The sequence below is a fragment of the Romboutsia maritimum genome (genome assembly GCF_002251085.2).
In the GTDB taxonomy this organism is placed as follows: Bacteria; Bacillota; Clostridia; order Peptostreptococcales; family Peptostreptococcaceae; genus Romboutsia_B; species Romboutsia_B maritimum.
Genome location: NZ_NOJZ02000036.1, coordinates 1 through 14,302 on the forward strand (window position 1 = coordinate 1; position 14,302 = coordinate 14,302).

Consider the following 14,302-nt stretch of genomic DNA (forward strand, 5'->3'; position numbering starts at 1 on the left):
TAGATGACTATATGGATTATTATAATAATGACCGATGTCAGTGGAACTTAAAAAAACTGACTCCTACACAATATAGGAATCAGCTTTTAAAAGTTTCTTAATGACCCTCTTTTTTTAATGTCCTTGACAAAGGATCCATTTTATTAATTCTGCTCTTTACTAGCTATCTTTTTATTTATAAATCAATATATTATTACAGATTATCTACAGCATATTGTGCTTCTTCTGGTGAAAATTGCTCCCCATACTCTGATGTTAATTGATCGTAGATTGCACTTGGAGACATTGCCATGCTTTCTTGATATGTCTTAGCTTTTTTTAATGCATTAACTTTCCAATTAGCTTTTACATTATCTATTGCATATTGAGCCGCTTCTGGTGAAAATTCCTCCCCATACTCTGATGTTAACTGATCATATAATCCTAGCTTAGACATAGCCATAATGTCACTATACATTTTTGCTTTTTTCAATGCTGATTTATATTCTGCTGTAACAATTTCTACTTTTGTTCCTACTCCACTACTATCTATTCTCCAACCATTTATAGTTGTATTTGTAGCCATTGTTCCACCGTTATAGAAGTAATACCATTTATTGCTTATTTTCATCCATCCAGTTGTCATAGAACCACTGTTATTTAAATAATACCAATTTCCACCTGTTTGTGTCCATCCTGTTCCCATAGTTCCGCCTAGATTAAAATAATACCAATATTCTCCTATTTCTTGCCATCCTGTTGACATTATTCCATTAGTTTTAAAATAATACCAATTTCCTTGTATTTGTTTCCAGCCTGTTTGCATTACTCCATTTTCACTTAAATAATACCACGCTCTATTGATTTGCTTCCAGCCTGTTTGCATCTTTCCTGATTGATCTAAGTAGAACCATTTATTTGAATCTTCTATCCAACCAGTTTTTTTGTTACCATTTATGTAGTAATACCAGCTTCCATTTTCCATTACCCATTTAGTTTTTACTTCTGATTCACTTCTAATTGGTAATTGTTTATATTCTACACCCACCTCATTTGTATCTGCATTCGAATAACCATATCCAAGCATAGATATAACCATTGCTAAAGTTAAGCTTGTTATTTTTTTATTTATTTTCATTTTTCATCCCCCTTTAATATTCGTAATTACAATTATACATAATTTTAATGTTATTTTTTGTCAAAATTTGTGATATATGAGTAATAAAACTATTCTGAAATTTATTAGTTTTATTTAATAAATTGATTATATAGGTTTTTAAGTTTAAATTATTTTACAATATGTTACAATTTAAATTAAGTAGAGTAAAACCAAAAGGGGGGAATTTTTAGTGTTTGAAAAATTTAAAAAATTAAATAAGAGAATGAAAATATTAGTTGGGATAATAGCAATATTAGCATTTCCATTTACATTAATTGCATTTGGAGTAGAATTTATAGTAAATGGATTTAAGGAAAATAAAATAATAAAAATAGTTACTGGTTGTGTTTTATCAATAGCGATGATTGGAGTTCTATATTCAGCAGGATGTTTCGATGAAAAACAATTAAATGAAGAATCAACTCAAGTGAGTGCTAAAGTAGACAAAGAAACTGATATTAAAAATATGGTAACTGAATATAAAGGACATTTGAAAATGTTAGATGTAACATATGCTCTTGGCGAAAATGATACTAATATAAATTTAATAATTAAAATGAAATTTGGAGGAACTCTATTCGATTATATGGCTTATGATGATGCTTGTAAAATAATTAAATCGATAGAAGAAAAATATCCAGGAGAAATTCAATTATATAGATTTATGTGTGTTGCTGATTTAGTTGATAAATTTGGTAATGAAGAAGAGAGTAAAGTGATGTTATTTGATTATACAAGAAATAATATTTCTAAAGTTAATTGGGATAGCATGGAAGGAACATTATTTAAAGGATTAGCTGAAAAAGTATGGCAACATGATTTAGTAGAAGAATAAAACAAGCTAGTACATCCGCTCGTACTAGCTTCTATAAGGAAGATATTGAATATATAAATAAAAATATGATTTACATATTTGAATTATATCCATATATCAAATTTAAATAAACTTAATTGCATAATAAAAGCACCTACTCTTTAACTTAGTAAGTGCTCTTATATAACTTCTAAAGATTCTATTTCATTTTCGTAAAGCTCATAATTTATATCCTTTGTTTTTATTCCTATACTTGCAATCTCTGGCTCATTATCTAATGCTTGAGTGTAACTTTCATATGTTCCTTCAATTATTTTACCATTCGTACAAGTTACTTTTAATTTCAACTCCCTGTCTAAATTTTTAGATTTCATTATCCCTCTTAGTTCTTCAACTAAATTCATTTATTCATCACTCCTTTCTTAGGTACAATGTGTGTTCCTTTCTTAGAATAGTGAATTTTAAAGTTCTTTGTTTTTACTTTAGGACCATCTATATCACTAACATTATATCCTATAACTCTATCAGTTCTAACTATCTCCTGATTTCTCCACTTTCCATCACTTGCAAATAGTAGTTCCCCAGTACCTGCATATTTGTTGACTAATTCTTGAGCTTCTTTTTCTGATATAGTTATATAACTTCTTCCTTCAATATAATTATTATGTCCCAATATATGCTTTCCCTGTTTTCCTATTAATATATCTTTTGAACACTTTATCATATACATCAATAAGAGGTTTAACATTATCTAAATCAGATGTTTTTAAATCATTATTATCAAATTCTATAAAAGGTACTTCTCCAAAATTATGTGATATTACATTTAATTTTTCAACTTCTCCAGTGTCTAAATCAGTTTGAGTAAACATATTAAATTGAGTTAAACCTGTTGAAACACTTATATCTTTCTTATTACTAAATGCATAAACTTCTTTATCTGTCCAATATTCATAAACTGCATAATCTTTACCTTCTTCATCCACTTTATCATATGTTCTTAAAACTGCTATAAGCTTTCTTTTTAAATCAGATGAATAAATTGGTATAACTTGTTTAGGATCTACATTAGAATATTGAAATTCATTTTTTTCATCTAGCCAGACATGTAACCAAGCTACACCGCAATTACTAGCATTTTTACATAATGTCTTAGCTTCTTTAGGGTAAGAATCTCCTAGTACCGCTGATATTTGTTCATTTATTTTATCATTAAATACATCAAATATAGGTGGATATGTAAGTGCATAACTAGTCTTTTGATTTACTAAGAATTTATACCAGTCAAAAGGTATCCTATTATCTGCATTTCTTAGAGGATTATCAGTGTTATCAATCTGATTATTACTAGGACTTTTATTATATTTTATATCATTATCAGTCTTATAATATCTTTCTGCTATTTTTACCTTTTTTACAAATTTATTATGCTGTAATTCTGAGTTCTGTATTAATTTTTTAATAACTTCTAATTCCATATTTATACCCTACCTTCTGGTGTAAGTATTCTTATACCACTAGATTTAAACAATATTGTATTTACAAAATATCTAATAGCATCCATGGCATGATCCATAACCTTTACTGGTTTATCTTCTCCTCTTTGGATAGCTTTTTCATCCCAAACATAAGAAAAGAACTCCTTAAATGTATTGATACAACAATCATTAAACTATTATTTAAAGCAGTTCCTGTATTTCTTATTCCTTCCATTACATCATTCTTAGCTTTTTTTACTTTATATTTTTTATTATCTTTTATTAAAGTTATAAAAGATGCCGCAGAAGGGTCTATTATTATAGCTTTAGGAATTATTTCTCCTAAAAATTCAACTAAATCATTGTAATATTGATTATCTGTCTTTTGCTTTCCTGTATCTCTACCGCTATAGTAATACTCTTTAATAGCATACCAAATACCCTTGCATTTTCCCCAAAGAATAAATACAGTAGCATTTTGAGTACCATAGTCAATAGATACATAATGTTCTATATAATTCCTTAATATACTTTTAACTTTATGCTTAGCTTCATCAAACATATCATATATAACACCCTCAGCTTGACACCATAGGCCTAATATATATCTTTTGTAGAAAACCCCACTAAACATACGTCTAAATCTTTCTTTTACTTTTTCAGATAATGATAAATTATCATCCATAGTAAAATGCAGATAGCAAATTAATTTTTCTTTTGCCTTATCTATAAATTCAGTTTTTATATAGTGATATGGTCCAGCAGGGTTACAGTTCATAAATATTTTAGCTCCATCAACTGAACATCTACCTATCATCTGATCTATAAAGTTCTGTGGAAATAATGCAACTTCATCTGCTAATGCTCCCGCAGCAGTTAAACCTTGAAGTCTGTCTTGAGAAGCTTCATTATTAGCATCATACATATAATACGTATTACTTCCTATAATTAAATAATTTTCTGACCTATTATATTCAAATTTCCATCCCCATGCATTTAATATCTGTTTCATAGGTTCTATAACATTCTTTTTTAATGAACCTATTGTCTTCCCGGCTATTATAAAGTTTTCTCCATTAAACTTACTCTGTGTAAATTGAAGAAAGCTACATAGCATAGATATTGTTTTTCCACTTCTTATGGCTCCATCTGCTATAACTATATCGTAAGTTTCGTATTTAGAACCTTTTCTCCACCAATTAAGAAGCTTAAGTTGTTTTCTTGAAAAAGGTTTAAACTCAAATTTCTTACTTTCTTTTTGTTTCTTCTTCCGTCTAAGTAGTGCCATTTTCATCACCTTCATCATCAAACAGTGCTTTTATATCTTCTTTGCTCATTGATGTTGCTTTTAAGAAGTTCTGTATAGCATCATTATTATCGCCTTCTTCATCTCCTAGAGTTTTGTATTTATCAAGTTCTAATTTTTCTTTATCCATATTTGCTTTCAATTCATCCATTTCATACTTATGCAATGAATCTATAGCCTTTTGCTTCTTATCTTGCACTCTAGTTAATGCATCTTCTATATTTTGTATCTGTCCTAAAGTTCCCTCAAATTCACTTATATCTGTGTCCATGCCTTTTTCAATACCACTTTTGCTACTAACTAATGTCATTTCTTTTTCTTTTGAGTCTTCTATTCTTTTTAACATTCTTCTTTCTCTTACTGTGAGAAGCTGTATCTCTTGCTCTAGTAATTTCATCTTTTCAAATGTAATACTTTTGGCTAATTTTAATTCATCTTCTTCTAATGTATCAAAGAATATACTTTCAAACTCTCCTGTAGTAACTGCATGTTTATTACCAGGCGGACCAGTAGCATTTTTATTTCCTACATGCCCACCTTTTTTCTTTTCAGAACGTTCCTTATTTTTACGGAACGTTCCATTTATTTTATCTTCCCAGGTATCTTTATTTTTCCATCCTCTAATTGTCCCTGGTGATATATTTAAAAGCTTAGCAATCTCAACTAAATCAATATTCCCGTTATGCTCTTTGTATATTTCAAATGCTTTATCTCTGTTTGGACTTCTTACCCTAGCCATATCACCACCTCGCTTATTCGTCGTTTTGGAAACTAAAAAGAACCCTACGAGAGAGTTCTTCTAATTATTATGTATTTTTTCAAAATTATATTTTTCAGACACTATATCATATACATCTTCAATGTATTTTTTTATTATATCATTTAATCTATAACACATATTCACTATATCATCTATATCTTCAGAATATGGTTCTGTCCAATTTGAATCGTATGCTATTTTTGTTTTATTTCTATATCTTATATAACTAGGCTTAGGAAATCCATTGAACCTAATATTATTATTATGCTTAATTTGATTAGCTAGCCCTCTTAATTTCTTTACATCATTATTTTTATGATAATCTTGAATAACTTTTTTTATTTTTTTATTAGATTTAATCCTTTTTATAAGTGATAATACGTCTTGATAATACATATTCTTGCACTTTTGTATAAAATCTTTTCTGCTAGTAATTCTTTTTCCTTTTAGATTATATGAAAATACAACAACTTTCATTATATAGTCTTCTATAGAATTATAAGATAGAATACAGCTTTTTAAGTATTCAGTTCTTAAAAATAATTTTAAAACTTCTGGATTATCTGTTTCCCACTCATCTATATTTATATCTTCATTTGCTGCTTTTGCAAGATTGAAGTTTGCTCCTGCGAATATATAATGCATATCAAACATCCTGTTAAAGAAAACATCTAGTTGTTGACATCTATCATTGAAAATCTTATTAAAATATTCTTCTCCTAATAACTTTGAATCTAATTGTTTTAAATCTTCTCTAGTCATTTTTAATATTCACCTCCAAAATATAACTTTCTACTTTTTAAGAGGTTTTCCTTCTTTTTTCTTCATTTTATCAAAATTAGATTTCTTCTTCATTTCCCTATCATAATTTTGTAATTTTTCTGGTACTTCATGTACCATTTTAATTACTTTATTTGCATCTACCCATTTTTTCATATAATCACCATTTAAACATAAAATTAGACTAGGTAGGGGAATACCTAGTCATTTTTAGGGGTATTGAGAATTTATATATTTTTCTATACTACTATTATCTCATATGTTTTTATGTAATATCGGGAATAAAACGGAATTTACTTATCTGTTCCATACTTTTTTAAATAACGTACTCTCTTTATCTAATTCAATAACTTTATCTAACTTGATTAAAGATTTTGTTTCGCTTCCATATTTATTAGATTCATCTATAGCTATAAAAACTTGTCTATCTTGATATGTATGATATATATCTATTAAATTTTCCATAGTCTTATTTTCAATATTTTTAAATAGCATAGTATCATGTATTATAAAAGGAAGTTTAGTGATTTCAAATATAGCAAGATCTAGAGCTATCATACTTGTATAGGCATATCCCGTCCCCGTGTTATCTATTACATTGAAATCATAACTATTTATTTCTAACCCAATTCTAGGTGCATTAACCACATCAATTTCCAAATTTTCATATATACTTTTAATTTTATTATTTATACTGATTTCAATATTAGACAATACTTCACTTGTAATTATTTCTAGATTGCTTTTTTCGGTATCAATATTATTTTTAATTTCCTCCCTTAGCTTAAAAAACTTATTCTCTTTCTCTAAAGTGTTTAATTTTGTTGTTGAGTCTACAATTTTATCAACAATTAGTTTAGGAGCATCATTTACTTTTAATATATTTGATATTTTACTATCTATTTCAGATATTCTTTGATTTAAAATATCTATATTAGAATTTAGTTTCATTTCTTCCTCTTTCACTTCTTCATCTAAGTATTTAATAATATTAGAATGAAAATTTTCAATTTCTTCTAATCTATTAAGATTTACATAAGGAAATATTTGAATTAAATCTTTAAACTTGCCTTTACTTATTTTTTTTCTTTTACTTATATTAAATTGTACTAGATTTAGTTTACTAATATACTTTGATTTACGATTCGAAATAATTGTCTTTTCTTTGTTTAATTCTAGCAATTCCTTGTTACTCATCTCTATTGGATTGTCACATAGTATGCCTAAATTATTCTTTATAGATATAATTTCATCGTTTAATAAGTCTATAGCTGTGGTATTTTTTGTATATTTAGTTTTATTTATCTTTGGTATATAATTAAGCTTCATTCCTTTATCTATTGTACGTTTTTTATCTTCATATTGTTTGAGTGTCTTATCTACACCACTTATTTTGCTATATTGGTTATATAGTTTAATCAAGCTAATAATCATATCCTTATCTTTAGACTTTGGTACTATATCTAAAGGTTTTTTTATATTATAATTTTCTTTTCCCCATATTCTCGAATATAAAGAAACTAAACCTCTAAAAGTAGTATTTTCATATTTCACACGGTATTTTTTTTGTAAAAATTCATTAAATTCACTTAACTTAATTTTACATTTTTCTTCGTAGTTGTTATCACATTTAATAACATTTTCATAGTCAAATGTAGTTCTTTTAAATTTATAATCGTCTCCATCAAAGTTGAAGCAGAATAATATTTCATGATCTCCCATATTTTTAACTACATCTTTATGATGCTTTATATATGTATTCCCTCCAAATGCAAAGTCTATAACCATTAAGGCTGTTGATTTACCTATAGAATTTGAAGCTTCATCATCTCCTAATATTATATTTAATCCTTTATGAAACTCTATCTTTTCTTTTCTAAATATATTACTTTTAATCTCTATTAGCATAAATAACTTCTCCTTTGTCAAAATCTACATCAATACAATTTAATAAATACAAAGTATCTAACGAATAAATAAATTCATCTATACTGTCGTAAAATTTACTTACTTTCTTATATAAATCATTAATTGATATACGTCTTTCAGATTTTAGACTTATAATCTTTAACATCTTAAATATTATAGATTCCTTGTAACTCACTACTTTATTCGGAATAATCATTAAAACACCTCGCAGTTTTGAATAAAAAAAGATATTAATATATCACATGCTTCAGATGAATAGTTATTAGTTTTATTATTTAACCAATTTGACAAATACTTAAATATCTCTTCTTGAGACTTAGATACTCTTGATATTTTTAAATAGTATGTATTAATTTGATTAGCTATGATTTTAAATGTATTATCACTTTCTTCATCTAATTGTCTAAATTTATCTTGTATAATAAGGTAATATAGTCTCACGTTACTTTTAATACTCCTTTTAGTTAACTTACTTATAGTATCATTTAATTTATCATCAACCTTTTTGGCTTGGTATTTTTCTTCAAAATCATCATCTATATCCTCTTCCATTAACATATCTATTATCTTTTTTATATTATCTTCTATATTATTTTCATGTAAGCTGTTTCTAAAGAAATCTTTTACCATTAAAGATTTCTTTATTCTAACCATCTCATTATATCCCTCTACAGTTCTTGGTTTATCAAATATGGTATGACACTCTGGACACAATGCTATTAGGTTTTTATCGTCATTTCTATCCTCACTAAGTAGTTCCACTCCACTTAAAATTTTTTCTTCATCTTTAGTTGGATTTAGTGGATAAATGTGAGCTATCTCAAATTTTTTCATAACTTTTTTACCACTTGTGTAAGTTAAACTTTTCGCACACTTAGGACATATTCCGTCAGCCTCTGTGTGTAATAGCATTTTTCTATTATCGCTTATATTTTCCCTTTTATTCCCATTAGACATAATACTTCTCCATAAATAAAAATTTTTATCTTTATTTATAGATTACTATATTTTTACATTTTATTCAAAATTATTATATATCTAATAAATTAAATAAGTTTTCATCCTCTTCTTTAAAAACTTTACTTCTAAACAAAGCTATCGATATACTCCTTACTGCTTGATTCTTTTTAGTTCTCAATTTTCATCATACGGTATCTTACCTACTATCTCTAACCATTGTAAGCCTTCTCCATATCTATAATGAATTATATATCCCTATGTATAGGGCTTAAATTATTTATTGCTCTATCTAATTGCTTTTTTAACGCTTTCTGACTATATATTTCTAATTCTATTTCTTGAACTACTTTAACTACTTTTATTACTCCATCCACTTCAAAATTATTTATCTTAAAAGTAGGAGAAATTTTATCACTATCATATGTAATAGCTCTCATAACTTGATAGCCTCCTGATTTTATTGTATTTCTAATATCCTCCAATGTATCTATATGGCTTTCTATTTGCTCATAATCATAAAGTAATTTTTCTGTAAATCTAAAACAATTCTTTTGTAATTCCTCATTACTCATATATCTCACCCCTGATTTTATTTTTATATATTAGCCTTTAATTTCTTTGTATCTCTTCTTTTTTTCTTCAAATCATCACTATCTATCCATCCATCTTGTCCGTATTTTATACTCTTAGTTACCTCTCTTAATGGTAAATTAGTATTAAGATAATCAAAGAGTTTACGTCTCAAAACCCCTTGCTGTGTCTCCATTCCTTTTACATCTATATATTCAACCGTACAACCCCAGTAATATATTACTTCCATCTTTGAATCAAATGTAATTCCATCTATAGTTACTTTATTATTTTTATATTTAATCATATTGCCCCTCCACTAGTTCAAATACATATTCTTGTTTTAAGTTAGGATATTTTTCTTTGTCTACTTTGCTTATGAAGTCTACATATGGTATGGAATGTACCTTACCGTTAATTATTAATCTATCCCCTGTTTCTATTTCAAAACAAATAACCATCACCTATTCTGTATCTTCATGAGCTCCTATTCCTATTACATGGTATCTGTTTCCTTTGAAGTTTCTATATACTTGTCCAGCTTTTATTTCTCTATCCATAACATCAATCTCCTATTCTTCAAAAGTAGTCCAAAATGCAAATCCTTCTTTATCTATTTCTAAATACTCTTCTTTATCTATTTCTGAAAATAAACATTCATCAGAACAGTAATAATATAATCCGTCATGTAGCTCATATCCATCTCCCATATTTTTGTTGCATTTATCGCAGTATATTAAGTTTTCTTCCATACTCAACCCCCTCACTAATGATTTTCATATGAGAATAGACTAGCCGTAGTCTGTTCTCAAAAAATATGTTTTTATTGCCTATTCTTCAGCTTCCGTATATTTTAATTTTTGACCACATTCAGGACAATATTTAAAATATAACTCACCACATTCATAATCACCAACTACCTCATTGCAATTAGGACAGTGCATGTTTGATTTAATATCATACTCTCCACTAACATCCATTCCTTTATCTACACATTTACAAATAACTTCTTTTTCTTCTTTTGATTTTTCCAATTCATATGTATATTCGTTATGTGTTGTACTTATAAATTCGATATCAGTAGGATTTACTTTTCCTATCGTTCCATCATCAAATTCAACTATTCCTACTGTCAGATCATGATATGAATTCAATGGATAATCCTGTTGACTTTATAAAAACTCCAAAATCTTTAGTTGAAGATAAGCAGGTAGCTGATGTTTATACTAGAGAAGAAGTTAAACTAATTATAGAACAATTAGATGGGGAACAAATAGAATTGCCTATACTACTAATGCTAACTATGGGATTAAGGACAGGAGAAGTATGCGGCTTAAGATGGAAAGCTATTAATTTTAAGAATAATACCATTTCTATTAATCAAATTTTAGTTTATATAAATGGACAAGGTATTATGTTTAAAAAGCCTAAAACAGAAGGATCTGTTAGAACGATAATTGCACCTACGGAATTAATGTTAAAATTAAAAAAAAGGAAAAAACAACACAATATATATAAACTTGAAAATATTCTTGAATATGAAGAAATAGTTTGTCTCAATACAGTTCTAACCCCTTATTTTGAAAAAAATTTAATTAGATCCTGGTATAGATTTTTAGACAAGAATAACATGAGAAGAATAAGATTACATGATTTAAGACATACTCATGCAACTATGCTTATACTTGCTGGCACTGATATGAAAACTGTATCTACTAGATTAGGTCATAAAGATATTAAAATAACTATGAATAGGTATTCCCACGTTTTAGAAGAAATGGATAAAAAAGCAAGCGAAAATATTTCAAGTATAATGTTTAAATAATAGTCAGTAAAAAGTCAGTAAAACTTAAAAAGTCAGTAAAAAGTCAGTAAAAAGTCAGTTGGATATATACCATTTATTTCCAACTGACTCTTCTGAATACCTGTAATATACTTATTTGTTCTTATATTTAATTTGACATATACCTTGAGTCATGGTTCCCATAGGACAATAAACACACCATGAACGTGGCTTATATAACATCATTGTTATAAGTCCTAATAATGTAGATGTTAACATTACACTATAAAATCCAAAAGCAAATTGTGCTACCCAAGGAGTTACCATACTCACATTTACCCAATTCCATGGTAATTTAAATGTCCAAAGTAATGTAACTACTTCTTTTAAACTACTTGTACCTTTAAATACTAAATATGTGCTAAAAATCATGTTAGCAAACATAGTCATAAAAAATATTAAAAATCCATATCTAAAAGCTTTGCTTTTCAACCAATTTGGTATGTCTTTATATCTTGATAATTTAAACTTATTGCCTAATAAGTCAAATAATTGACCTCTTCCACAATACTTATTACAGTATCCCTTTTTACCTCCAAATATAGACATCATCAAGGGAACTAAAAAACATATCATGCCTAACCATGCAAATAATATATTAAAGAAACCTAATACTAAATACAAGGCACTAACTATATACATATAGTCAAATAGACTCTTTTTCTTTTTCATTTATACGACCTCCTTTATTTCTATTACACTAGCTGGACAAGTTTTTTTACATTTTCCACAGCCTACACATCTATCTGTATCTATTTTAGCAAATATACCATTTTCAATACTTATAAGTCCTAATGGGCATACTTTTATACAACTTCCGCATGCAACACATTTTGATTTATCTATTATTGCTTTTTTTCTAATTTTTAAATTACTCATAACGTCCTCCTTAAAAATAAACTTTAGCATTTATATTAATATAATATTATTTTTCAATTATTTTTTCCGTGACTTTATCACAAACTATATATTAAATTTTAATAAAAAAGGAACTGTTTTATTTTTAAACAGCTCCTTTTCTTTACCTTCAATAAATAATTTAAAATTTCATAGAGTCTATTACCTCATCTATTTTTTCGCTAGCTTTTGCTATCGCTTCTTGTCTTTCATTTTCAGTTGTTCCTGTACCATCTACTAACAATTCTTCAAACTTTTTAATACCAATAAATTTCATTATATTTTCTATATAGTTAACACCTTTATTCATTACAGGTTTCAAAATCCAAGGTATGTTACCACCTGAAGATTGTATGTAAACTACTGTCCTATCAATATCATTTAATAAACCTTTAGGCTTATTATCTTCAAATGTTACTGTTTTTTGATCTTGTATTATACAATCTATATATTCCTTTAATGGTGCTGGAAATGATAAACTCCACATAGGTGCAGCTATCACACAAACATTTGCATCAATAAATTGGTCACAAAGTTGTCTTATTTTTTCTATTTCTTTTCTATCTTTATCATCTAATTGTTTAGCTGCATCTTCTTTTATTAAACAATTTCTTTTTTCAAAATACTGATATTCTAATCTCGGTATATGTTCTTTGTATAAATCAACTTCCTCTACCTTAAAATCATTATTTCTCTCTAAAAATTTATTTATAAATTTTCTAGCTACAGTTTTACTCGTAGATAGATTTTCTGGCTTTGAATTTACACTTATATACAATAGTTTTTTCATGTTTTTGCTCCTATACTACATTTTTATTATCTTATTATCTATCATATTAAAATGTTTTATTCTTGAATTTTAAATACTTTCATATAAAAACACCCCAATCATTAGATTTTTGGTCCAACGATTGGGGTTCAGTACAAACTTATGACTTATTTTTACTTATATTTAATTTTTAAATTTCTCAATAATAGAATCAACTATATATTTACTAGCTAATCCATCTCCATAAGGGTTTGATGATTGTGACATAGTATTATATGTATCTTTATTTATCAATAATTCCTTTGTTAATTTATATATATTTTCTTCTTCAACTCCAGCTAATTTTAATGTTCCTGCTTTAATGCCTTCAGGTCTTTCCGTTGTGTCCCTTAAAACTAATACTGGCTTTCCTAAAGAAGGTGCTTCTTCTTGTATCCCTCCACTATCCGTCATTACTATATATGATTTATTTAAAAAATTATGAAAATCAATAACTTCCAAAGGCTCTATTAAATGGATTTTCTTGCTATCATTAAATACTTCCTTAGCTACTTTTCTCACTAATGGATTCAAATGAATAGGATAAATAACTTGTACATCTTTAAATTCATCTACTATTTTTTTTATAGCTCTAAACATATTTTTCATGTTATTTCCTAAATTTTCTCTTCTATGAGCCGTTAATAATATTAATCTATCATTTCCTAAACTATCTAATAAATCATTTTTATAATCTTCCTTTACAGTTGTTTTTAATGCATCTATAGCTGTATTTCCTGTTACATATATTTTTTTAATATCCTTTCCTTCTTTTATAAGATTCTCTTTCGATATATTTGTTGGTGCAAAGTACATATCTGTTATAACATCTGACGTATAAACTCTATAATTTATTTTGTATTAATTTAGCATAGACATTAAAATTTATAAAGTATTTATTTTTTTTATAGAGTTTATACTTTTTACCTACAAACGCTACTTTGTAGATGCTATTTTTCTCACGATAATAGCCACTCTCTTTCAAGACGTGCAAAGACTATTTCTTCACCTTCACCATT

24 protein-coding genes are annotated in these 14,302 nt (G+C 27.1%); 3 read left to right on the forward strand and 21 right to left on the reverse strand.

Going from position 1 to position 14,302, the window contains the following annotated elements:
* Positions 1–101: IS3 family transposase (locus CHF27_RS12490; RefSeq protein WP_147294082.1), on the forward strand; the 101-nt coding region annotated here is incomplete at its 5' end.
* Positions 102–193: 92 nt separating this feature from the next.
* Here CHF27_RS12490 and CHF27_RS12495 read toward each other — a convergent pair.
* The gene (locus CHF27_RS12495) at positions 194–1,117 is read right to left on the reverse strand and encodes an Ltp family lipoprotein (protein ID WP_115976261.1); all 924 of its coding nucleotides are present in this window, start codon (positions 1,115–1,117) and stop codon (positions 194–196) included.
* Positions 1,118–1,328: 211 nt separating this feature from the next.
* On the opposite strand from CHF27_RS12495, the gene CHF27_RS12500 reads away from it, so the two are divergent.
* On the forward strand, positions 1,329–1,973 hold the full coding sequence (locus CHF27_RS12500; protein ID WP_095405423.1) for a hypothetical protein: 645 nt from the start codon (positions 1,329–1,331) through the stop codon (positions 1,971–1,973).
* A gap of 158 nt (positions 1,974–2,131) precedes the next feature.
* Here CHF27_RS12500 and CHF27_RS12505 read toward each other — a convergent pair whose 3' ends face one another.
* The 16 genes from CHF27_RS12505 to CHF27_RS12565 all read right to left on the reverse strand — a co-directional run bounded on the left by CHF27_RS12505 (position 2,132) and on the right by CHF27_RS12565 (position 10,889).
* Positions 2,132–2,356 (reverse strand): hypothetical protein, encoded by a 225-nt coding sequence (locus CHF27_RS12505; RefSeq protein WP_243445012.1) that lies wholly within the window; start codon positions 2,354–2,356, stop codon positions 2,132–2,134.
* Entirely contained in the window at positions 2,353–2,625 is a 273-nt protein-coding gene (locus CHF27_RS12510) for a polymorphic toxin type 50 domain-containing protein (protein WP_199533672.1), read from the reverse strand. Before CHF27_RS12510 ends, CHF27_RS12505 begins: the two co-directional genes overlap by 4 nt.
* The gene (locus tag CHF27_RS12515) at positions 2,615–3,430 is read right to left on the reverse strand and encodes a phage portal protein (RefSeq protein WP_095405421.1); all 816 of its coding nucleotides are present in this window, start codon (positions 3,428–3,430) and stop codon (positions 2,615–2,617) included. Before CHF27_RS12515 ends, CHF27_RS12510 begins: the two co-directional genes overlap by 11 nt.
* 103 nt (positions 3,431–3,533) lie before the next feature.
* Complete coding sequence (locus CHF27_RS12520; protein ID WP_330409801.1) at positions 3,534–4,718, reverse strand: PBSX family phage terminase large subunit; 1,185 nt, start codon at positions 4,716–4,718, stop codon at positions 3,534–3,536.
* Positions 4,705–5,475 carry a phage terminase small subunit gene (gene terS, locus CHF27_RS12525; protein ID WP_095405420.1) on the reverse strand — a complete coding sequence of 257 codons (771 nt, stop codon included), beginning with the start codon at positions 5,473–5,475 and terminating at the stop codon, positions 4,705–4,707. The genes CHF27_RS12520 and terS overlap by 14 nt, the downstream gene beginning before the upstream one ends.
* Positions 5,476–5,535: 60 nt before the next feature.
* A complete protein-coding gene (locus CHF27_RS12530; RefSeq protein ID WP_095405419.1) occupies positions 5,536–6,258 on the reverse strand; it encodes a hypothetical protein in 723 nt (240 codons plus the stop codon).
* Positions 6,259–6,288: 30 nt separating this feature from the next.
* Positions 6,289–6,432, reverse strand: coding sequence for a hypothetical protein (locus CHF27_RS14275; protein ID WP_158534767.1), 144 nt, complete (start codon positions 6,430–6,432; stop codon positions 6,289–6,291).
* Positions 6,433–6,573: 141 nt separating this feature from the next.
* Positions 6,574–8,184: a DUF2326 domain-containing protein gene (locus CHF27_RS12535; protein WP_095405418.1), complete on the reverse strand. Its 1,611-nt coding sequence runs from the start codon at positions 8,182–8,184 to the stop codon at positions 6,574–6,576.
* A complete protein-coding gene (locus tag CHF27_RS12540; protein WP_095405417.1) occupies positions 8,168–8,401 on the reverse strand; it encodes an ABC-three component system middle component 7 in 234 nt (77 codons plus the stop codon). The genes CHF27_RS12535 and CHF27_RS12540 overlap by 17 nt, the downstream gene beginning before the upstream one ends.
* Entirely contained in the window at positions 8,401–9,162 is a 762-nt protein-coding gene (locus tag CHF27_RS12545) for an ABC-three component system protein (protein WP_095405416.1), read from the reverse strand. Before CHF27_RS12545 ends, CHF27_RS12540 begins: the two co-directional genes overlap by 1 nt.
* A 248-nt stretch (positions 9,163–9,410) precedes the next feature.
* Positions 9,411–9,737 carry a hypothetical protein gene (locus CHF27_RS12550; RefSeq protein WP_095405415.1) on the reverse strand — a complete coding sequence of 109 codons (327 nt, stop codon included), beginning with the start codon at positions 9,735–9,737 and terminating at the stop codon, positions 9,411–9,413.
* A gap of 23 nt (positions 9,738–9,760) precedes the next feature.
* A complete protein-coding gene (locus tag CHF27_RS12555; RefSeq protein WP_095405414.1) occupies positions 9,761–10,042 on the reverse strand; it encodes a DUF1064 domain-containing protein in 282 nt (93 codons plus the stop codon).
* On the reverse strand, positions 10,035–10,199 hold the full coding sequence (locus CHF27_RS14280) for a hypothetical protein (protein ID WP_158534768.1): 165 nt from the start codon (positions 10,197–10,199) through the stop codon (positions 10,035–10,037). Before CHF27_RS14280 ends, CHF27_RS12555 begins: the two co-directional genes overlap by 8 nt.
* Entirely contained in the window at positions 10,200–10,295 is a 96-nt protein-coding gene (locus tag CHF27_RS14505; RefSeq protein ID WP_147294090.1) for a DUF1653 domain-containing protein, read from the reverse strand. It lies immediately after the preceding gene.
* A gap of 12 nt (positions 10,296–10,307) precedes the next feature.
* Positions 10,308–10,487, reverse strand: a complete 180-nt coding sequence (locus tag CHF27_RS12560; RefSeq protein ID WP_095405413.1) for a hypothetical protein — start codon at positions 10,485–10,487, stop codon at positions 10,308–10,310.
* Between the two features lie 78 nt (positions 10,488–10,565).
* On the reverse strand, positions 10,566–10,889 hold the full coding sequence (locus CHF27_RS12565) for a hypothetical protein (RefSeq protein WP_095405412.1): 324 nt from the start codon (positions 10,887–10,889) through the stop codon (positions 10,566–10,568).
* Here CHF27_RS12565 and CHF27_RS12570 point away from each other — a divergent pair.
* Positions 10,880–11,560, forward strand: a complete 681-nt coding sequence (locus CHF27_RS12570; RefSeq protein ID WP_095405411.1) for a site-specific integrase — start codon at positions 10,880–10,882, stop codon at positions 11,558–11,560. The genes CHF27_RS12565 and CHF27_RS12570 overlap by 10 nt on opposite strands.
* Before the next feature lie 111 nt (positions 11,561–11,671).
* Here the strand turns inward: CHF27_RS12570 and CHF27_RS12575 are convergent, their stop codons facing one another.
* The 4 genes from CHF27_RS12575 to wecB all read right to left on the reverse strand — a co-directional run bounded on the left by CHF27_RS12575 (position 11,672) and on the right by wecB (position 14,138).
* The gene (locus CHF27_RS12575; RefSeq protein ID WP_095405410.1) at positions 11,672–12,250 is read right to left on the reverse strand and encodes a 4Fe-4S binding protein; all 579 of its coding nucleotides are present in this window, start codon (positions 12,248–12,250) and stop codon (positions 11,672–11,674) included.
* Positions 12,251–12,457: a DUF362 domain-containing protein gene (locus tag CHF27_RS12580; protein WP_095405409.1), complete on the reverse strand. Its 207-nt coding sequence runs from the start codon at positions 12,455–12,457 to the stop codon at positions 12,251–12,253. It lies immediately after the preceding gene.
* A 160-nt stretch (positions 12,458–12,617) separates the two neighbouring features.
* Complete coding sequence (locus CHF27_RS12585) at positions 12,618–13,265, reverse strand: FMN-dependent NADH-azoreductase (RefSeq protein WP_095405408.1); 648 nt, start codon at positions 13,263–13,265, stop codon at positions 12,618–12,620.
* 162 nt (positions 13,266–13,427) lie between these two features.
* On the reverse strand, positions 13,428–14,138 hold the full coding sequence (gene wecB / locus CHF27_RS12590) for a non-hydrolyzing UDP-N-acetylglucosamine 2-epimerase (RefSeq protein ID WP_115976264.1): 711 nt from the start codon (positions 14,136–14,138) through the stop codon (positions 13,428–13,430).
* Positions 14,139–14,302: the final 164 nt, after the last annotated feature.